The sequence below is a fragment of the Thiomicrorhabdus sp. genome (assembly GCF_963662555.1).
Lineage (GTDB): Bacteria > Pseudomonadota > Gammaproteobacteria > Thiomicrospirales > Thiomicrospiraceae > Thiomicrorhabdus.
On sequence record NZ_OY759719.1, the window covers coordinates 2,626,242 to 2,646,125 of the forward strand.

Here is a 19,884-nt window from a genome sequence, read left to right on the forward strand (position 1 = left end):
TTAAGCTTCTCAAATATCCTTAAATACCATTCTATCAATTCAAGTTTTAAAATAAGTTCATAATGCTTATTCAAATTTGCGTCAAAAACTTGCAATTTTGCGGTTTTTTTAGCAAAATTACGCCTCTTCAGTTGTAGATAAATTCTGCCAAATATAAGTAACGGTAAAGCCCTGATTCTATGAAACTATGTACCCTTGGCGTAAATCACGAAACGGCACCAGTCGATATCCGTGAAACAGTTTCATTTTCAAACGATGCCGCTATTCAAGCTATTCAAGAATTAAAGTCGCAAGACTTAGTTTCTGAATGCATCATTTTATCTACCTGTAACCGTACCGAACTTTACTGTATTCTCAAAGAAAGCCGCTTAGAAGATGCTGTTCACAGTTGGCTACATGATTTTTTTCAACTAGAAAATCAATCACTAACACCTTACCTATATGTTCACCATGACTTAGAAGCTGTAAAACACATTATGCGTGTTGCCAGCGGCCTTAATTCATTAGTGCTTGGTGAACCACAAATTTTTGGCCAAATAAAAGATGCATACAATTATGCTCATAAAGCCAATAGCATTCACCAGGTTTTAGAAAATTTATTTCAACATATATTTAAAACCGTTAAACAGGTGAGAACCGATACCGCAATTGGTAACAGTCCTATTTCAGTTGCTTTTTCAGCTGTATCACTTTCTAAACAGTTTTTTGGCGACTTATCGGAACAAACAGCTTTATTGTTGGGTGCTGGTGAAACCATTGAATTAGTCGCTCGCCATTTAAAAGAGAGCAATATCGGTAATTTAATTATTGCCAACCGTACGTTTGATCGAGCCCATAAGCTTGCTACCAGTGTGGACGGTTATGCGATTCGTTTAGAAGAAATTGATGCGCATCTTCATGAGGCAGATATTGTTATTGGCTCTACAGGTAGCCCTGACTCAATCCTTAAACATGAGTCAGTGAAAACGGCATTAAAAAAACGTAAAAACCGCCCAATGTTTATGGTCGATATTGCTGTTCCTAGGGACATTGAAGCCAGCATTGGCGACTTAAATAACGTGTATCTTTATACGGTAGACGATCTGCAAGAAATTATTGAAAGCAGTAAACAATCACGTCAAAGCGCCGCTTTAGAAGCTGAAGAAATTATTGAATTACAAGCCCAGAATTTTGTGACTCAGCTTCAAGCCAGTCAGCAAATTAAACCGGTTATACAAGCTTATCGTCAGCAATCCATGCATATTAAAGAAGCTTCTTTAGATCACGCTCTACACCAACTAGAGCAAGGCGTTGCCCCTGAAGAGATAATTAAACGTCTAGCTAATCAGTTAACAAACAGACTGATTCATACCCCAACCAAACAACTCAACCAAGCGGGAATGCAAGGTAATAAAGACTTGATACAAGCGGCTGAGACCCTATTAATTTGTGAAGAAGACTCCAAAGCTTTAAACAAATAAACGATTAACTTTTTGGTTACAAACCAATACACAAAGATACTGAGAAATGCCTGTGAAAGATTCAATTCGCACAAAACTAGAGCTTTTAGTAGAACGCTTGGATGAGGTTAATGCCCTTATGTCCGATCCTAGCGTTATTAGCGACCAGAAAAAATTCACCGCTCTTAATAAAGAATATGCTCAAATCACGCCGGTTGTAGAAAACTTCAAAGCTTTTTGCAGTACCGAAAACGATATTGCTGAAGCCAAAGAGATGATGCAATCTGGTGATGCTGATTTAAAAGAGATGGCTCAAGAAGAATTACCAGAACTTGAAGCAAAGATTGCCCAATACGAGGTAGAGCTTCAAACCATGATGCTGCCTAAAGACCCGAATGATGATGCAAATATTTTCTTAGAAATACGTGCGGGAACAGGTGGTGATGAAGCCGCTATTTTTGCAGGTGACTTATTTAGAATGTACAGCCGTTTTGCAGAAAAAATGCGCTGGCAAGTTGAAGTCATTAACACCAATGAAGGTGAACATGGTGGCTATAAAGAGATTATTGCCCGCATCATTGGTGATGGTGCTTATTCGCAATTAAAGTTTGAATCTGGAGCTCACCGAGTACAACGTGTTCCAGCGACTGAAACACAAGGCCGTGTTCATACATCGGCTGCAACCGTCGTTATTATGGCTGAAGCACCCGATGTTGAACAAATTGAATTAAATCCTGCCGATTTAAAAGTGGATACATTCCGTGCCTCTGGTGCTGGTGGACAGCACGTTAACAAAACCGATTCTGCTATCCGTATTACTCATATTCCAACGGGTACGGTTGTAGAATGTCAGGATGAACGCTCTCAACATAAAAACCGTGCCCGAGCGATGTCTTTATTGGCGGCAAGAATTATGGATGCTAAGCAACAAGTACATGACGCCGAAATTGCTCAAGAACGAAAAAGCTTGGTTGGAACTGGTGACCGTTCAGACCGCATTCGTACCTACAACTATCCGCAAGGACGAGTAACAGATCACCGCATAAACCTAACACTTTATAAGTTAGATGAAGTTATGAATGGTGGTTTAGACCAAGTTGTTGGCCCACTAGTTCAAGAACACCAAGCGGAACTTTTAGCGGCATTAAGCAACGACAAGTAGCAATAAATAGTGACTCCTAATCACTTAACGCCACGATTAAGTTAATACGCAATCATATGTTAAGCATTCAAAATACATTGCAACAAGCCCAAGAGCAATTAAAAATGGCAGGCCTGGTAGATTCTCCAGGCCTAGATGCCGAACTACTGCTTTGTGATGCTTTGGGCGTTAATCGTACCTATCTCTTTACCTGGCCTGAAAAAATATTAACCAACCAGCAAACTAAAGATTTTGCAAACGGATTACAACAACGCCTTTTGGGTAAACCTATCGCCCATATTATTGGTCATCGTGAATTTTGGGGATTAAATCTACAGGTAACGCCAGATACACTGATTCCCCGTCCAGATACAGAAACGCTTATTGAAGCCGTATTAGAAATTCATTCAACTCACAATTCAAAGCCGTGCGGAAAAATTTTAGACTTGGGAACAGGTAGCGGAGCCATTGCCTTAGCACTTAAAAGCGAGCTGCCTGGTTATGATGTTACTGCAGTCGATCAAAGCACCGCTGCTCTAGATGTGGCACAGCAAAATGCTCAACAACTCAATTTACAGGTTAACTTTTTAACCAGCGACTGGTTCTCTGCTATAGAAGGAACGTTTGATTTTATAGTCTCAAACCCTCCTTATATTGAAGATAATGATCCACATCTCCAACAAGGCGATGTTCGTTTTGAACCATTAAGTGCTTTAACCTCTGGCAAGGATGGATTGACTGATATTAAATTTATAATTTACCAGGCCTGGTCATATTTAGAGACTCAGGGTTGGTTACTGATTGAACACGGTTATAATCAAGCACAGCCAATACAAACATTGCTTAAAGAGGCAGGTTACCAAAACATCACCACCAAACAAGACTTAGGTGGCAACCCAAGAATCAGCCTCGCTCAAAAACCCTAAACAATTATAAGCCGATACAAACCGTGGGATAATTCTAACTAGATAAAGTTCATCAAATTAGCCCATCAAGATAGAGATATTTTAATGACATTAAAAACTGAATTAAATGATCAAGAGTTATCACGTTACAGTCGCCAGATTTTAATGCCTGAGATTGATTACGCAGGCCAACTTACACTTACTCAGTCGCACGTTATCATTTTTGGACTTGGAGGTCTCGGTTCTCCAGCCTCTCTTTATTTGGCGGCGGCAGGTGTTGGCACACTCACACTGGTAGATTTTGATGAGGTTGATGATTCCAACTTACAACGTCAAATTGTGCATCGTGAAAACAATATTGGGCAAGCAAAAGTAGAGTCAGCCAAACAGAATTTAACCGATTTAAATCATCATATAAACATCAACACGATTTCAGACAAACTCAATGAAAACGATATTATGGAATTGGTAAAAAAAGCCGATGCTGTCTTAGATTGCACCGATAACTTTGCCTCTCGTTTTGCTTTAAACCGTGCCTGTTACCAAGCAAAAGTACCACTAATTTCTGGAGCGGCAATCCGCTGGGAAGGCCAACTTTCTACTTACGATTTTCGCAATGAAAATAGTCCATGTTATCAATGTCTTTATGCTGAAGATTCTGGTCAAGAATTGACCTGCAGTCAAAATGGAGTGCTTTCTCCCGTTGTGGGGATGGTGGGGTCAATGCAAGCGATTGAAGCAATCAAAGCCTTGCTTAACTTACCGACTTTGACTGGTAAGCTAATGATTATTGATGCCTATACAATGATGATTAGAACACTAAACTTAAAGAAAGATGAAAACTGTAACCACTGTAGTTAGAGAAGCTTATTTAAATAAAATTTAACTAAAACCATTCGAATGGATTTAGTTTAAATCTACCGCTGACTTTGGTCGCTTATCTACCAAAACAATCACTCGACGATTTAAAGATCGACCATAAGCCGTAGCGTTTGATGCCACCTGATCATTGTCGCCCTTACCTTCAATAGACAGCAAACGCTTATCAACACCCATATAAATAAACGTTCTTGCTACGGTTGCCGCTCTAGCGGCTGAAAGCTCCCAGTTTGAAGGAAACTGAAAGTTATTGATTGGCACATTATCAGTATAACCAGTGATGGTTATAGGCTGATTTCGGCCAGCTAAAGTTTCGCCTAATTTCTCTATATTTTCTCTCGTTTTATCACTAATCGTGGCACGTCCACTCTCAAAAAAACTATCCGATTTTAAGGTAATCTTAGTAAACTCTGGAGTCTCTTCTATCTTGATATCTTTGGGGTCTACATCTTTCATAGCCTTTTCGATTTCGGCTTGGCTTGCCGGTGGTTTTAAATCCAGTTGTATAATTTCCTCTTGTGGAGGCAATAATTTCTCATCTTGGATTTCAGCACCAACTGGAGGTATCCCAACTATACTATTTATAAAGGCTTGACGTTCAACAGGATCCACCACAGAAATAAGCCACATGACCAAAAAGAAAACCATTAGCACGGTCATCAAGTCGGCAAGTGCTATTTTCCATGAACCACCATGGGCACCACCTTCATCATGTCCTCTTCTACGCGACATAAGTCCCTACTTTGTGCCTAAAGATAATCATCACACCTTCTCGCTTAATTTTCTTCACGTGGAACTTCAAATTCTGGAGGTATTCGTTGACGACCAATTTCAACCGCTAAGTTTGGCGACACGCCATTGGCATAGGCAGATAAAAATGAAGCCGTCATTTCAAAAAGTGATTTGTCTTGACGTATCATTACTTCTACTGCATGTACAAATGGTGCCAAAACGGCAAAGGCAAAAAACACCCCCGTCAATGTTCCAACTAAAGCGGCACCAATTGCCGTACCGATTTTAGCGACATCCATATCACCGCCAAGCAATTCCATGGTCAAAATAACACCCAATACCGCAGCAACAATACCAAAACCTGGCAACCAATCTGCCACTTTACCTACCGATTTAGGGACTTCACTCATAGAGTCATAAATATCATAAATCTGATTTTCTAGGTGGTGATCAAACACTTGAGATTGCGGCGGGTTAAGTAATAAATAGTTAAAGTTATCAACAATAAATTTCTTTAAATCTTTATGCTTTAAAACCAAAGGATAATTTAAAAATATCTCACTATCTTCTGGGTTTGTGACATGCTTTTCTAAAGCCAATACACCGGAAGAACGCGATAACCTAGCCAACTCCTCAAGCAACCCTAATGTTTCTTGATAGAGTTTTTTAGAGACTTTTTCGCCAGCAAAATAACGGCCTAAGAACCCTATGGTTCGCCACCAAACATGGGTTGGAGTCGCCGCTAAAAAAGTACCTAAAGCGATCCCTAAAATTACAACCAATTCTGATGGATGCCATAGAGAGAGAAGGTTTCCTCCCATAAGAAGGAACCCACCAAAAAAGCTTACGGTAATTACAAGAATACCAATTGGTTTTGCAAACATAGATTTCACTTAGTTAATCTCTAAACCATGCTCTACAAGGAGTACTTTAAGGCAAAGAGTAAAGAATTTATAAACGTTTTTGTGTTTAACACATTAAATCAATTCACTATCAACTCTTTAAAAAAGCCGATAGTTTATTGACAGAAACTTGAATTAGGGTTGATAAAGCAACAGCTATACCAATAAGTGAGATGAATACTGAAAAAGCTATTCAGATTGATAGATTTGTGTAACGTTTTTAAGCGTTCTTGGGAGTACAATTCCTTTTTTAGCTCGAGTAGCAAATGCTTCCTCTATTGCTGTTGGGCCAAATACTTTCTCGTATTTTCCTGCCTGAATTACTATTTTTGAACCTTCACTAAAAGCAAAAACTGCTTTTACGTGCTCACCTTTCGGGAGCTGAATTAACTTATTGCCTTTACCTTTAGCAAGCTCGGGTAACTCTTCTGCCTTAAAAACTAACATTCGTGGTTCACTGGTTACCACAACCACCCACTGTTCTTTTTGTACAGAAGTTGGCGTTAATACATTACTGCCAGTAGGCAAAGAAATTGACGTTTTACCAGCTTTGTTTTTTGAATAAAGGTTTTCAAGCTGAGTAATAAAACCATAACCCGCACTTGAAGCTAAAAGGATTTTGTCATCAGGCTGACCAAGTAATACGTGCATAAATTTACTACCCGCCGGCGGATTTAGACGCCCTGTTAGCGGCTCACCATGTGAACGAGCAGAAGGTAAGCTGTGCCCCGGTAAGGCATAGGCTCGGCCAGTATTATCTAAAAACACGGCCATCTGCCTACTTTGCCCAATGGCTTGTGAACAGAAACCATCGCCTGATTTGTAACCTAGGGCCTTGCCGTCTATATCATGCCCTTTCGCTGCTCTAACCCAACCATTATCAGATAATACAACCGTAATTGCCTCAGATGGCAATAAATCTTGCTCACTCATGGCTTGAGCAGTACGTGCTTCAATTAAAGGAGATTTACGATCATCGCCATAGGCTTCTGCATCAGCCATAAGTTCTTTTTTAACTAAGGTTTTAAGACGAGCATCGCTACCTAAGATTTTTTCTAGCTTATCTCTTTCCGCTTCTAATTCGGCTTGTTCAGTGCGGATTTTCATCTCTTCGAGACGAGCTAAATGTCTTAATTTAAGCTCTAAAACTGCCTCGGCTTGTATATCAGTTAAATCAAAACGTTCCATTAATGCGGGTTTAGGTTTTTCTTGCTCACGAATAATTGCAATGACTTCATCTATATTCAGAAAGGCAATCATCATCCCATCTAAAATATGCAATCTAGCCAACACTTTATCTAGTCGGTATTGCAAACGGCGGCGAACAGTTTCAATACGATAGATCAACCATTCGGCCAACATCATTTTTAAATTTTTCACTTGCGGACGGCCATTTAAACCAATCACATTAAAGTTAGCTCGGTAACTTTTTTCAAGGTCAGTGGTCGCAAAGAGATGCAGCATTGCAGTTTCAACATCCACTCGTTTTGAACGCAGTTCTATCACAAAACGAACCGGGTTTTCGTGATCAGATTCATCTCGTAAATCGACCACCATTGGTAATTTTTTAGCACGCATTTGTGCGGCAACTTGTTCTAAAAGCTTGGAACCAGAAACCTGATATGGCAAAGCATCAATAACCACATTGACGCCATCTTCAACTCGGTAACTGGCTCTTTGTCTAATGGAGCCATGCCCGGTTTCATAGAGTTTTTGTAGTTCATGTTTAGGGGTGATTATTTGGGCAGAATTTGGATAATCTGGAGCAGGAATAATCTCTACCAGTTCTTCTAGACTCATAGTTGGATTGGCTAATAAAGCGATACAACCTTCAATCACTTCTCGTAAATTATGTGGAGGAATATCCGTTGCCATCCCTACTGCAATACCAGATGTACCATTAAGCAAAACGTGAGGTACACGAGAAGGTAACACCAATGGTTCATCCAAAGAGCCATCAAAGTTTGGAGTCCAATCAACCGTACCTTGCCCGACTTCTTCTAATAATAATTGACTAAACTTAGAGAGTTTTGCTTCGGTATAACGCATTGCCGCAAACGACTTAGGGTCATCCATTGAACCCCAGTTACCTTGCCCGTCAACCAGAGGATAACGAAAAGAAAAGTCTTGTGCCATAAGCACCATAGCTTCATAACAGGCACTATCACCGTGAGGATGGAACTTACCTAACACATCCCCCACAGTACGAGCAGATTTCTTGTACTTTGCAGAAGCTTTTAAACCGAGCTCAGACATAGCATAAATAATACGCCTTTGAACTGGCTTTAAACCATCTCCAATATGAGGCAGAGCTCGGTCTAAGATGACATACATGGCATAATCTAAGTATGCCTTTTCTGTAAATTCAGCAACGCTTTTTTGTTCGATACCTTCGTAGTTAATCGTTTGCTGGCTCACTCATCCTCTCCTGAATTACACTCTTTGCTATGAACTTTCATATTTTACCAATCAAAATTTTAAACAGTTGATTCAATTAGTATATGAATATTTTTATTGAATTTTATTGTTGTTAGATTCTACTTTATTTATCTTCATTAGTTGAAGAATCCGTCATTTTTCCTACCGCACATGACACAAACGATTTTGCTTTGGCTCCTGCTGCCTTTAAACCGGCAACACTTCCTACTTCAGGATAGCCCATTGATTGTAATTGTTGCTTTACTTTATCCAACAATTCATCATTATTGTCTTGATTAACAAAACTGCAATTTACCAGGCCTGCCTCAACGTCAACATCCACTTTCTCAACACCATCAATTGTGGCCAATTTTTGTTTAATACCATTAGCACAGCCACCACACTTTATATTCTCAACAAAAATAGTTTCCATATATGCTCCCCCCACTTAGCAGAATTTTGAATCTGCCATTAATTTGGTTACTAAACGATTAATTTAACACAATTTAATCACGTTAATGATTTGCCTAGCTGAAATAAAGATTCTTCTTAAAGCGGCTAATAGACAAATACCAGGCCTTTATACCCCATTGCGCGGTGCAGTGAATTGCAAATAATTTATATCAAATAAAATAACTCAGTAAATTACTTGGTTATTAATCTCACAACTGCTTGCTTGAATGCTAAAATTTTAACTATTACTTATAAAATTAACGCTAAAACCTATGTCAGAAACTCAGCAAACAGAATTTACTCAAAGCTACACAAACCTACCCAACGATTTCTATAGCTTAGTTAAGCCAGAAAAAATGCATGGGGCAGAGCTACTGCATGAAAATCAAAACTTACTAGACGAACTCGGTATTGATCTCTCTCAAGAAACGATTCTTGCAATGACTTCTGGTAGTCATTTTCCAGAAGGCTTAACACCATTAGCACAAAAATATACAGGCCACCAATTTGGTTACTACAACCCCGATTTAGGTGATGGCCGTGGTGTTTTACTTGGCCAGGTTAAAGACAAAATCGGGCAATCTTGGGATTTACACCTAAAAGGCTGTGGAAGAACCCCCTATTCAAGAAGAGGTGATGGGCGAGCCGTTTTAAGATCTGCAGTGCGTGAATATTTAATTGGCGAAGCTCTAGATGCTTTAGGTGTACCCAGTACACGCTGCTTAAGTTTATGTGCAAGCTCTGAACCCGTTATGCGTGAACAAGTGGAATCAAGAGCAACCTATATTAGAGTTGCTAAAACCCATATTCGTTTTGGTCACTTTGAATGGTTGGCACAAAAAGGAAATATTGATGATCAAAAACAACTTGCTGATTATGTGATTGATACCGTATATCCCGAGTTAAAAACACATGTAGATGAAGAGACTCGTTACGCCGAACTTTTAAAAACTATTACTACCAAAACAGGTCAACTTATTGCCGGCTGGCAAACTGTGGGATTTTGTCATGGCGTAATGAACACTGACAATATGTCGGTTGCGGGAGAAACTTTTGATTTTGGCCCTTATGCCTTTTTGGACGATTGCCAGATACATTACATCTGCAACCATTCTGATACTGAAGGCCGTTATGCCTATAGCCAACAACCCAATATTGGGTTATGGAACTGTCAAGTTTTGGCCCAAGCCTTTAGCCAGCTAGTACCAGCTCAGGCAATAGAAGAGTCAATAGATGCTTATATCAACACCTTTAATCAACAATACCTATTAAAAATGGGTTATAAATTTGGCCTGACCAACCCGCAAACCGAAGATAAACATTTTATTGCTGACACCCTATTATTATTGGATAAATCACAACTCGACTTTCATTACTTTTTTCATTTACTATCCTTTTTAAACACTGAAAACGGGTCTAAACAAGAAGAGTTTAAACGCTTTATACTAGATTCAAAAGAGTGGCATATTTGGTTAGAGAACTATCACAAACGCATTGCTGAGCAGGAAAAACAAGAAACCAAAAAAACGCATGAAATCCCCGTTGTAATATTAAGAAACTATATTGCTCAAGATATTATCCAAGACCTAGAAAGTGGAGATAAAAGCTCACTAGAAAACTGGATGAACTGGTTAAGAAATCCAAACGAGCCAAGCGAACATTTACTCAGACTAAATAAAGATTATCTCAAGCCACCGACCATGTGCCAAAAAGGGTTAGCGTTAAGCTGCTCTTCTTAGCTTGAAAAATTGTTAGTTGCTATATTATGGCAACATCAAGTTAGACAAATCATACTCAGGAGTCATGCTGGATTAAATGTGTTTTTAAGCGGGTAAAAATTTAGCATAGATCGCCCTCTAAAAAATAAGCAAAATTAAGTATTGGTTAATTTACAATGTATTACATTTCAACTAAAATCAAACAGATTCTTATACTGAAAGAATTATTTTAACTTAGCAATATCAAAGGTTCATTGTGTCAAATAACTTAACACCTACCTTAAAATTCACACCAATACTGCTTGCCGTAGTATTCTCTATACTATTCGTGAGTGCTGCGACGTTATGGCCAATGCTTCAACAGTACAAATCAAGCTCTATTCAAAAGTTAAACAATGAATCTACCGCTCAATTAAATTTAATCACATCACTACTAGAGCCCGTTGAAAACGGTAAAACAGAATGGTCACGAAATAAAGCTCAAACTGAAGCACTGAAAAAAATAAAGATGCTATGGCAGAAAAACACCAAAGAATTAACTGACTTTCGTTATTTTTTGGTTTCCAGAAAAAATGCCTCTGCAGAACCTAAAGTGCTTCTTGATATTGGCGCAACTAATATCCCACTGAGTCAAAGTTTATTTAAGCCTATTTTTAACCGCTCATTTACCGAAAACACTATCTTAAATATCTCTGAAGATTACTACTTGTCTCTTTCACCGATTTACTCCGATCGTTTTGGGTTAATGATTCTACATAAACAGCCCAATATCACTCAAATAATTGAAAAAATCGCACCCTATACAGGATTAGCCTTATTGGTTTCAATTGTTTTATCCTGGCTAATTCTTAAACTCTCGAAAAGAAGAGCACTTAAAAAAATTGGCCAGTCACAAACCCGCTATAAACAACTTGTTGAAAGCTCAATGGACTGGATCTGGGAGACAGATCAATATGGAAATCTGACTTTTTGCAGTGATCAATGCTTCAACATATTGGGCTATACACCATTAGAAATGGTTGGTAAACCCATTTTTAACTTTCTACTGCCTAGCCAAGCTAAAGAAAATGAACAAAAGATTATGCAGTTCATGCAACAAAAAGATGACATCTATAATCTTGAAATCAGTTTTGAATCTAAAATTGGCTCTACAGTTTCTGTTTTAATGCATGGCCAAATGTATAGAAATGAGCACGGTAAAATCATTGGCTATAGAGGTATTAACCGAGATATAACCAAACAAAAAGAAAAACACGAAACCATAATGAATATGGCTTTTTATGATCCTCTTACCGAATTGCCTAATCGACCTAATTTGATTAATAAACTTAACGATCACTTAGACACCATTATAAAACGCAGAGATATGTCTCTTTCTGCTCTGCTATTTATTGATTTGGACGGTTTTAAAGACGTTAATGATTCTCAAGGTCACGAAGTTGGCGATCTGCTTTTAAAAACAATTGCAGACAGAATGAAGGAGCTCTCCGGGGAACCAAACCAAGTATTTAGATTGGGGGGGGATGAATTTGTTGTATTAATTCGCTGCAAAAATCAAATGTTAATGCCAGATTTTAAGCTTTTATTAGAAGAGTATTTAAAACGGTTGTTAGCGGCTATTAATACTCCCATGATAGTTGATCACCACAACATCATGGTAACTGCGAGTGTTGGAATTGCCATGATTCCAGAAGACGGTAGAACCAGTTCTGAAATTCTTAGCCATGCTGATAGTGCAATGTATCGTGCTAAACATGATGGAAAAAATTGCTTTCGGTATTTTGACGCCAGCATGCAAGAGCTAGAAAACCAACGTAAACAAATGATAATAGATATCAAACACGCTATAAAACATAAAGAGTTTCAACTCTATTATCAACTACAAATTGACTCTCAAAACCAAAAAATCTATGGCATGGAGGCTCTCATAAGATGGCCAAGCTCTAGACGAGGCACAATGATTTCTCCTCTAGAATTCATTCAGCTTGCTACTGAATCAAACAATATTCAATCAATCGATGAATGGGTTATTACTCAAGCAGCCAAAGACATTGCTCAAATGCAACAAAGCACAAATCGTTCAATACCTGTTTCTATCAATCTTTCAGCCAAAACACTTGAAAACCCCAAATTGCCGGAATTAGTTAGCAAGGCAATTGAAGAAAACTTTTTAGCTCCCGCTGATATAAGACTAGAAGTAACAGAAACAAGCTTATTAAAAAACTTAGATAAAGCCGTTTTATCTCTCCAAATACTCCGTAATAAAGGTATAGAAACAAGCATTGATGACTTTGGTACGGGTTACTCAAGCTTATCTTATTTACAAAACTTACCTATTGATACGCTAAAAATTGATAAATCGTTTATTGATAAAATCACCACCAGCAATAGCGACTTAAAGATTTGCCGTTCAATCATTCAATTGGCAAAATCGTTAGATAAAAACCTCATTGCTGAGGGGGTACAGTATGAGAACCAGAAAGACCTGTTAACTAATGAAGGTTGTTTTATTATCCAAGGTTTCTTGTATTCAAAACCACAACCAATGTCAGAAATTATTCAGTTACTTATGAAGCCCGATATTAAAGAAAATTCTGGGTCACAATTATATAAAGAACCAGCAACCCCAAATACGCAAACAAACAAACAAACTGAGACTAAGCTTAGATTAATCAATGACATTTAGTATGCGTCAATATTGATAGAATCAATATAGTGCTTCTTATCACGGAGAGTGATGACATGAACAATATAAAAAATCGTCAGATTAATATTAACCTAATCGTTCTTGGAATTGTGTTTGCAATTACCTTTGTGAGTCTTTTCACTTATTTTCCAATCTACTCAAATGCATTAGAACAAAAATCTCAAGAGATGGAAGACAGTGCTGAGTTACAAGCCATATTGCTAAAACAAATTTTTACCCCCGTCATTAAAGCAAATAGTCTCTACGCCAAAGAGAGAGAAACTAAAACCGCTCTTGAAGAGATTAAAAGCTTATGGTTTAAACTCAATTCTAACAAACCGCATCAAGAGTTCTTTTTAGTTCATAAAAACCAAACAAGTGGAAGGTTGGAGCTACTGCTTTCTTCTAAAGGCGACTCGCCACGACCGAGGCACGAAAGACTCATTAAACCCTCAATGTATATGGCTATTAACGGTCAATATGGTGTACAAAGCATTACTGATATTTCAGATAATATTGTGCTTGCTGCCTATGCTCCCATAATCGATGATGAATGGGGTATTGTGATCATGTATGATCAAAGCAAAATGACACCACTCTTTATAGAAAACATCGCCTATACCGTATTTTCTGCTTTACTGATTAGCTTAATCATTTGGCTGGTGCTACGCATTACTTTGCGTAATTTAAGTTCAAGAATCACCCAATCAGAAGAACGCTATCAGCAATTACTCGAAACTTCACCTGACTGGCTCTGGGAAACAGATGAAAAAGGCAATATTACCTACTCTAGCCATCAAACTTACGCCCTATTAGGGTATAAATCTGACGAAATTTTATCTCATCCGATTAATTCACTATTTGCCAATAAAGATGCCAAGACCAGTAGTTTGATTTGGCAGCAAAAATTAATGCTCGCTGAAGAATTTAATAATATTGAAATTGAGTTTTTGCACAAAGCAGGTCAGCTGATTTACATCCAGCTAAGTGGTCGCCCAATGTTTAATAAACGTAAAAAAATGATTGGTTACAGAGGTATTGCCAGAGATATTACCCCTCTAAAACAACGTGAAAACAAAATTAATAATATGGCTTATTTTGATTCTTTAACGCATTTAGCTAACCGTAGATTTATGATAGATAAACTGAGCAAGCGTATTAGTAATCAAGCATCGAGCACATTAAAACCTTCTTCAATCATTTTTATTGATCTAGACAATTTCAAAAAAATAAATGAAACTCGAGGTCATGAAACCGGAGATCATTTAATAAAAATCATTGCCAAACGGTTACAAGATTACATCCCTGAGACAGATTTACTTACACGATTTAGTGGTGACGAATTTGTGATTTTAACAAAACAAACTACAGACATTATCCCCTCTGAATTCCACAATAAAATGGTCAACTATCTCATAAATTTATTAGCTAAAATCAATACCCCGATTCACTTTGACGATAAAAGCATTCAAGTTGAAGCAAGTATTGGTATTGCCATTATTCCAAAAGACGGTAATACCGTTTCAGAAATTTTAAAAAATGCTGACAACGCTCTTCTGCAAGCCAAAAGTAGTGGAAAAAATCATTATCATTTCTTCGATCAATCAAATCAAACTAAAGAGCTTGAAAGGCTTAAAAACAGCAAACAGCTTAAGCAAGCCATCGCCGAGCAAGAATTTGAAGTTTATTATCAGCTTCAATACAACACCATAACCAATAAAATTATTGGCATGGAAGCCTTACTCAGATGGCATCATCCTGAGTCACATAAAATACTCTCAGCAAATGAATTTTTAAAAAATGCCTATGATACAAATCATATTGTTGAAATTGATGAATGGGTTATCAAAAGAGTAGGAAAAGACATTGCCAAATTAACTCAAACAGGAATCAATATCCCACCAATTTCAATCAACTTGTCTTCACAAAAACTTGAAGAAAGCTCATTACCCAAAATGCTTGAAGATACGATTAAACGAAACTTTATTTCTTCATCTTCTATTAAGGTAGAAATTACCGAAGGCAGCCTGTTGCATGACCTAGACAAATCTATGCGAACCCTTCAACACCTTAGACAACTTGGAATTAAAGTATGTATTGATAATTTTGGGATAGGGTATTCAAGCTTATCTTACATTCAGTCATTGCCAATAGAATCTATCAAAATTGATAAATCCTTTATTGAAAACATTGCAACCAGCAATAGTGATATGCAAATATGCCGTACCTTTATTCAACTTGCAAAATCGTTACATCTATCCATTATTGCAGAAGGCATTCAATCAGAGATTCAAAGTGAAATACTTAAAAAAGAAGGTTGTTATATACACCAAGGATATCTCTATTCTCGTCCAGAATCTTTAGACAACATCATTGACGAACTCAGCCAGAATCCTTTACACACTTAACTTAGCAATTAATTTCAGGTTTTAGCTAAGTTTCATATCGCTCCACTTATAACGATTTATAGCCAATAATTTTTTACTGGTTACCGTAATTTGATGCATAATTAAACGCTGGGTCTTTCTTTTAGCTTACATGGTGATATTTATGGAAATTTCGAGCTTTAAAACCAATCGTAAAGCAAAACTGATTGGTAAAAATGGTTCAGCTGAAGCACAGCTTATGGAATTATCTATTGAAGAAGCAGGCGTGAGAACACCACGTGGAGCTAAAGAAGGTACCGAGTTAGAGCTTGAATTTGAAATACCCGCATTGGGTGATTTTACAACTTTGTGTGTAAAAACAGTTGTTACTTCTCGGCATAACTCTGAAGATGAAATCTATTTAAAACTCGCCTTTATCGAGCTAAACTCGTTTGAGCAATCAGTCATTCAAGATTTTTTAGATTACAAAAAACGACTTATCAAAATGGGCAAACTACATCGTTCCGCTTAAAAAACAGAATTCATTTCTAACCTGCTTTACAAATTACCAGGCCTGGTAAAATACAATCAATAAAAAACGACCTTTTTAAAAACAGAGATCTTGATACGGTTTAAGCAAGCTATCTAAACCCTGTAATGAAAATTCAATCTTTTTAGGTTCTAAAGTTCGGTGTTTTAATTCAATACTCAGGGTTTTGCCTTTTCTTAACTCGGTGAGTAAGTTTAGATACTGTTTTTGCAGGTTCTGTAAAGAACTACCTCGCTGAGTTACTACTTCAATTCGCACCTTATTTGATAATTCTTCTGTCGTATCCGTTACTTTTAAAATACCTTGTAATTCAACTTTTACTGGTACCTTATCTACCTGTAAATTCACAGACAGCAGTTTAGGTGTTTCACTCATAATCTGGTTTTCAAACATCACAACTTGAAATACAGGCAAAGGCGATTGACTTGAGCATGTCACACCAAAAAATTCATTTTTACCACTTACCTTAGTAAACAGCTCAACACCATCAACAGAACCCTGCATATCTTTATATATGCTCATGTGATAATCTTTTAAAACCTTACTCTCCGCTGAATTTGCCAGGCCTGGTAATAAGCTGACTAAACTAATTAAACCAATCAATAAAATATACATAGGGTGTTTGGTTAATTTAAGGTTTTTTATCGAATACATCATTTTAGTTTCCATAAAAAAGCCCTATCTTAATAGGGCTTAGTAAATAATTGCTAAGTCAATTGTTCAGTCTTTTATGCCAATCAGTTTAAGAGAGCTTGAAAGAACGAACTTAAAAGAACTTAAAAGAACTTCAGCACTAACATCTCATTAAATTTCAGCTAAATCGCCTTTATCTTCTAACCAAATCTTACGATCGCCGGCTCGTTTTTTAGCTAAAAGTTTATCCATCACTTCATTCACATCTTCACCCCCATCAACCACTAAGCTAAGCTGAACTAAACGGCGGGTTTCTGGCAGCATTGTGGTTTCTCTTAACTGAGAAGGGTTCATTTCACCCAACCCTTTAAAACGGGTTACCTGAACTTTTCCTGGCAACTTCTCGGCGGCAATACGATCTAAAATACCTTGGCGTTCAGCTTCATCTAAGGCGTAAAAAACTTTTTTACCTACATCTACACGGTATAAAGGCGGCATAGCTACATAAATATGCCCTTCAGCCACTAAATTAGAGAAATGTTTAACAAATAACGCGCAGATTAAGGTGGCAATATGTAGTCCATCAGAGTCAGCATCAGCCAAAATACAAATTTTACCGTAACGCAATCCGCTTAAATCATCTGAACCAGGGTCAACCCCAATGGCAACACTAATGTCGTGAATCTCTTGCGAGGCTAATACCTGGCCTGATTCCACCTCCCATGTATTTAAAATCTTACCTCGCAACGGCATAATCGCTTGAAAGTTTTTATCACGAGCCTGTTTTGCAGACCCTCCTGCAGAATCACCCTCAACTAAAAACAGCTCGGTACGCGTTAAATCGGTTTCGGTACAATCTGCTAATTTACCTGGCAGAGCCGGCCCTGAGGTAATCTTTTTACGGGTAACTTTTTTGGCTTTTTTACTTCTGTTTGTGGCGTTATTAATAACCAGCTCAGCAATTTTTTCAGCCACTTCAGTGTGCTGATTTAGCCAAAGACTTAAGGCATCTTTTACCACACCAGAAATAAACGGCACACATTCACGTGACGATAAACGCTCTTTAGTTTGCCCGGCAAATTGTGGTTCTCTGACTTTGGCAGATAGAACAAATGCCACATTAAGCCAGGCATCTTCTGGCGTAATTTTAACCCCTCGCGGGATCAAATTACGGAATTCACAAAACTCTCTAATGGCATCAGTTGCCCCCGCTCTTAACCCATTTACATGCGTACCACCTTGCGGAGTTGGAATTAAGTTAACGTAACTTTCCATTAAGTTTTCATTTGGTTCAACTAGCCAAGTAATTGCCCATTCAACGCCTTCATTATCGGTTTGACTTGAACCAATAAACCCTTCAATTGGTAAACGGTCTTGACCATCTAAAGCATCGTTTAGGTAATCTTTTAAACCATTTTCATAAAACCACTCTTGAGTTTCATTGGTGGTTTCATCCGTAAAGGTGATTTTTAATCCTGGGCTTAAAACGGCTTTAGCTCTTAATAAGTGGGTTAATCTACCCAAAGCATATTTAGGTGAATCAAAAAACGAGGCATCTGGCCAGAATCTTACAAAAGTACCTGTGTTCTTTTTGCCTACTTTGCCAGTAACTTCTAACGGCTCTAACAAATCACCATTGGCAAAACTAATGGTGTGCAATTTACCGTCACGCTTGATTTGAATTTCAACTTTTTTAGAGAGTGCATTAACAACTGAAATACCCACCCCATGCAAACCACCCGAGAATTGATAAGCTTTATTAGAGAATTTACCCCCTGCGTGCAAGCGAGTCATAATCACTTCTACACCAGGTACGCCCTCTTCCGGGTGAATATCAACCGGCATACCGCGACCGTTATCTTGAATACTCATTGATCCATCAGCATGATGAATAACAGAAATTTCATTGGCAAAGCCTGCTATCGCTTCATCGACACTATTATCGATAACTTCTTGTGCAAGGTGGTTTGGGCGGGTGGTGTCGGTATACATTCCCGGACGTTTTCGTACTGGATCTAAACCGGTTAAGACTTCTATTTCAGATGCGTTGTAGTTTTCACTCACAGAGAAAATTCCTGGTGATAAAATGATACGGGTACCTCGACTAACCCTTAATGAATTCAGGCAACGCCAAGTTAGCCATATCAAGGCGTGAAGATGAAGGAATGTCTAAACCTTGCAAATCTTCACTACGTAGAGATGGTTAACTTGGCTAAGCCCCTACGGGCGGGGTTTAAAGGCCTCTTCTTCTTTGTTATGAATCTTGACCTTAGAATAACTAAGGTCGGCGTTTCATGCCTTGAATAAGAGGCCTTTAAATCCCGCTGAACTTTACCAGGGGTTAATCGAGGTGCCCACATAACAATTAATTCAAAATGATATCACATTATTATGCCAAATCGAGACTACCATCAAGAACGTCGTGAATACGACCTTAAACAACTTGCTAGAGAAGAGCTTTCGCTTGACCCTTTTGTGCAATTTTCACACTGGATGGATGAAGCTGTAACACAACAAATTATAGACCCTACCGCCATGTCCGTGGCCACTGTAGATAACAATCACAAGCCACATAGCCGCGTTGTATTATTAAAAGAAGTCGATGACAGCGGCTTTGTTTTCTACACGCATTATGACAGTGCTAAAGGTCAGCAAATTGAAAACAACCCGCATGCATGTTTACTATTTTTTTGGCCGCAATTAGATCAACAAATTCGTATTGAGGGAACCTTAGAAAAAATTTCTAGGCAACAATCTGAGGCGTATTTTCACTCACGCCCAAGAGACAGTCAGCTGGCGGCGGCAAGCTCAACTCAGAGCACAATTGTTCCTGGACGTAAAACTTTGGAAATGAACTACTCTATTCAAGAAGCAGAGTACGAACATATTGAGGTGCCTTGTCCAGATCATTGGGGTGGTTATCGTTTGGTGCCTAATCAATTTGAATTTTGGCAAGGACGTCCAAATAGACTGCATGATCGCTTTACTTATACTCTAGAAAAACATCATCCAGACACAAATCACCAGGCCTGGTTAATTGAACGTTTAGCACCTTAATGTAT

General features: G+C 38.1%; 15 protein-coding genes. 9 read left to right on the forward strand and 6 right to left on the reverse strand.

The annotated features are described in order from the left end of the window. Positions 1-179: 179 nt before the first annotated feature. The 4 genes from hemA to ACORJQ_RS11920 all read left to right on the forward strand — a co-directional run bounded on the left by hemA (position 180) and on the right by ACORJQ_RS11920 (position 4,346). On the forward strand, positions 180-1,460 hold the full coding sequence (gene hemA / locus ACORJQ_RS11905) for a glutamyl-tRNA reductase (RefSeq protein ID WP_321324808.1): 1,281 nt from the start codon (positions 180-182) through the stop codon (positions 1,458-1,460). A gap of 52 nt (positions 1,461-1,512) precedes the next feature. Beyond that, a complete protein-coding gene (gene prfA / locus ACORJQ_RS11910; RefSeq protein WP_321326887.1) occupies positions 1,513-2,601 on the forward strand; it encodes a peptide chain release factor 1 in 1,089 nt (362 codons plus the stop codon). Positions 2,602-2,657: 56 nt separating this feature from the next. Next, a complete protein-coding gene (gene prmC, locus ACORJQ_RS11915) occupies positions 2,658-3,506 on the forward strand; it encodes a peptide chain release factor N(5)-glutamine methyltransferase (protein WP_321324809.1) in 849 nt (282 codons plus the stop codon). A gap of 84 nt (positions 3,507-3,590) precedes the next feature. Continuing rightward, positions 3,591-4,346: a HesA/MoeB/ThiF family protein gene (locus ACORJQ_RS11920; protein WP_321324811.1), complete on the forward strand. Its 756-nt coding sequence runs from the start codon at positions 3,591-3,593 to the stop codon at positions 4,344-4,346. Positions 4,347-4,391: 45 nt separating this feature from the next. Here ACORJQ_RS11920 and ACORJQ_RS11925 read toward each other — a convergent pair whose 3' ends face one another. The 4 genes from ACORJQ_RS11925 to ACORJQ_RS11940 form a co-directional block, all read right to left on the reverse strand. Further along, positions 4,392-5,096: an OmpA/MotB family protein gene (locus tag ACORJQ_RS11925; RefSeq protein WP_321324812.1), complete on the reverse strand. Its 705-nt coding sequence runs from the start codon at positions 5,094-5,096 to the stop codon at positions 4,392-4,394. Positions 5,097-5,140: 44 nt separating this feature from the next. Then, positions 5,141-5,980: a motility-associated protein gene (locus ACORJQ_RS11930; RefSeq protein WP_321324814.1), complete on the reverse strand. Its 840-nt coding sequence runs from the start codon at positions 5,978-5,980 to the stop codon at positions 5,141-5,143. Between the two features lie 207 nt (positions 5,981-6,187). Next, a complete protein-coding gene (gene parC / locus ACORJQ_RS11935) occupies positions 6,188-8,416 on the reverse strand; it encodes a DNA topoisomerase IV subunit A (protein WP_321324817.1) in 2,229 nt (742 codons plus the stop codon). A 124-nt stretch (positions 8,417-8,540) separates the two neighbouring features. Next, complete coding sequence (locus ACORJQ_RS11940; protein ID WP_321324819.1) at positions 8,541-8,849, reverse strand: heavy-metal-associated domain-containing protein; 309 nt, start codon at positions 8,847-8,849, stop codon at positions 8,541-8,543. 292 nt (positions 8,850-9,141) lie between these two features. On the opposite strand from ACORJQ_RS11940, the gene ACORJQ_RS11945 reads away from it, so the two are divergent. From ACORJQ_RS11945 to ACORJQ_RS11960, 4 genes are all read left to right on the forward strand, one after another. After that, entirely contained in the window at positions 9,142-10,608 is a 1,467-nt protein-coding gene (locus ACORJQ_RS11945) for a protein adenylyltransferase SelO (protein WP_321324820.1), read from the forward strand. Positions 10,609-10,843: 235 nt separating this feature from the next. After that, positions 10,844-13,273 (forward strand): sensor domain-containing protein, encoded by a 2,430-nt coding sequence (locus tag ACORJQ_RS11950; protein ID WP_321324822.1) that lies wholly within the window; start codon positions 10,844-10,846, stop codon positions 13,271-13,273. A 56-nt stretch (positions 13,274-13,329) separates the two neighbouring features. Then, positions 13,330-15,681, forward strand: a complete 2,352-nt coding sequence (locus ACORJQ_RS11955) for a sensor domain-containing protein (protein WP_321324824.1) — start codon at positions 13,330-13,332, stop codon at positions 15,679-15,681. A gap of 142 nt (positions 15,682-15,823) precedes the next feature. Further along, on the forward strand, positions 15,824-16,171 hold the full coding sequence (locus ACORJQ_RS11960) for a hypothetical protein (RefSeq protein ID WP_321324825.1): 348 nt from the start codon (positions 15,824-15,826) through the stop codon (positions 16,169-16,171). 75 nt (positions 16,172-16,246) lie between these two features. Here the strand turns inward: ACORJQ_RS11960 and ACORJQ_RS11965 are convergent, their stop codons facing one another. Together ACORJQ_RS11965 and parE are read right to left on the reverse strand one after the other, a co-directional pair. Next, on the reverse strand, positions 16,247-16,846 hold the full coding sequence (locus ACORJQ_RS11965) for a hypothetical protein (protein WP_321324827.1): 600 nt from the start codon (positions 16,844-16,846) through the stop codon (positions 16,247-16,249). A 147-nt stretch (positions 16,847-16,993) separates the two neighbouring features. Beyond that, on the reverse strand, positions 16,994-18,886 hold the full coding sequence (gene parE / locus ACORJQ_RS11970; protein ID WP_321324829.1) for a DNA topoisomerase IV subunit B: 1,893 nt from the start codon (positions 18,884-18,886) through the stop codon (positions 16,994-16,996). Positions 18,887-19,213: 327 nt separating this feature from the next. Here parE and pdxH point away from each other — a divergent pair, with 327 nt between their 5' ends. Beyond that, positions 19,214-19,879: a pyridoxamine 5'-phosphate oxidase gene (pdxH, locus tag ACORJQ_RS11975; RefSeq protein WP_321324831.1), complete on the forward strand. Its 666-nt coding sequence runs from the start codon at positions 19,214-19,216 to the stop codon at positions 19,877-19,879. Positions 19,880-19,884: the final 5 nt, after the last annotated feature.

Excerpts from the sequence above, each read along its gene's own strand:
- pdxH (WP_321324831.1), top strand. The coding sequence starts at position 19,214 with ATGCCAAATCGAGACTACCATCAAGAACGTCGTGAATACGACCTTAAA.
- prmC (WP_321324809.1), top strand. The coding sequence starts at position 2,658 with ATGTTAAGCATTCAAAATACATTGCAACAAGCCCAAGAGCAATTAAAA.
- hemA (WP_321324808.1), top strand. The coding sequence starts at position 180 with ATGAAACTATGTACCCTTGGCGTAAATCACGAAACGGCACCAGTCGAT.
- ACORJQ_RS11925 (WP_321324812.1), bottom strand. The coding sequence starts at position 5,096 with ATGTCGCGTAGAAGAGGACATGATGAAGGTGGTGCCCATGGTGGTTCA.
- ACORJQ_RS11965 (WP_321324827.1), bottom strand. The coding sequence starts at position 16,846 with ATGATGTATTCGATAAAAAACCTTAAATTAACCAAACACCCTATGTAT.
- ACORJQ_RS11940 (WP_321324819.1), bottom strand. The coding sequence starts at position 8,849 with ATGGAAACTATTTTTGTTGAGAATATAAAGTGTGGTGGCTGTGCTAAT.
- ACORJQ_RS11930 (WP_321324814.1), bottom strand. The coding sequence starts at position 5,980 with ATGTTTGCAAAACCAATTGGTATTCTTGTAATTACCGTAAGCTTTTTT.
- ACORJQ_RS11955 (WP_321324824.1), top strand. The coding sequence starts at position 13,330 with ATGAACAATATAAAAAATCGTCAGATTAATATTAACCTAATCGTTCTT.
- ACORJQ_RS11960 (WP_321324825.1), top strand. The coding sequence starts at position 15,824 with ATGGAAATTTCGAGCTTTAAAACCAATCGTAAAGCAAAACTGATTGGT.
- ACORJQ_RS11920 (WP_321324811.1), top strand. The coding sequence starts at position 3,591 with ATGACATTAAAAACTGAATTAAATGATCAAGAGTTATCACGTTACAGT.
- ACORJQ_RS11945 (WP_321324820.1), top strand. The coding sequence starts at position 9,142 with ATGTCAGAAACTCAGCAAACAGAATTTACTCAAAGCTACACAAACCTA.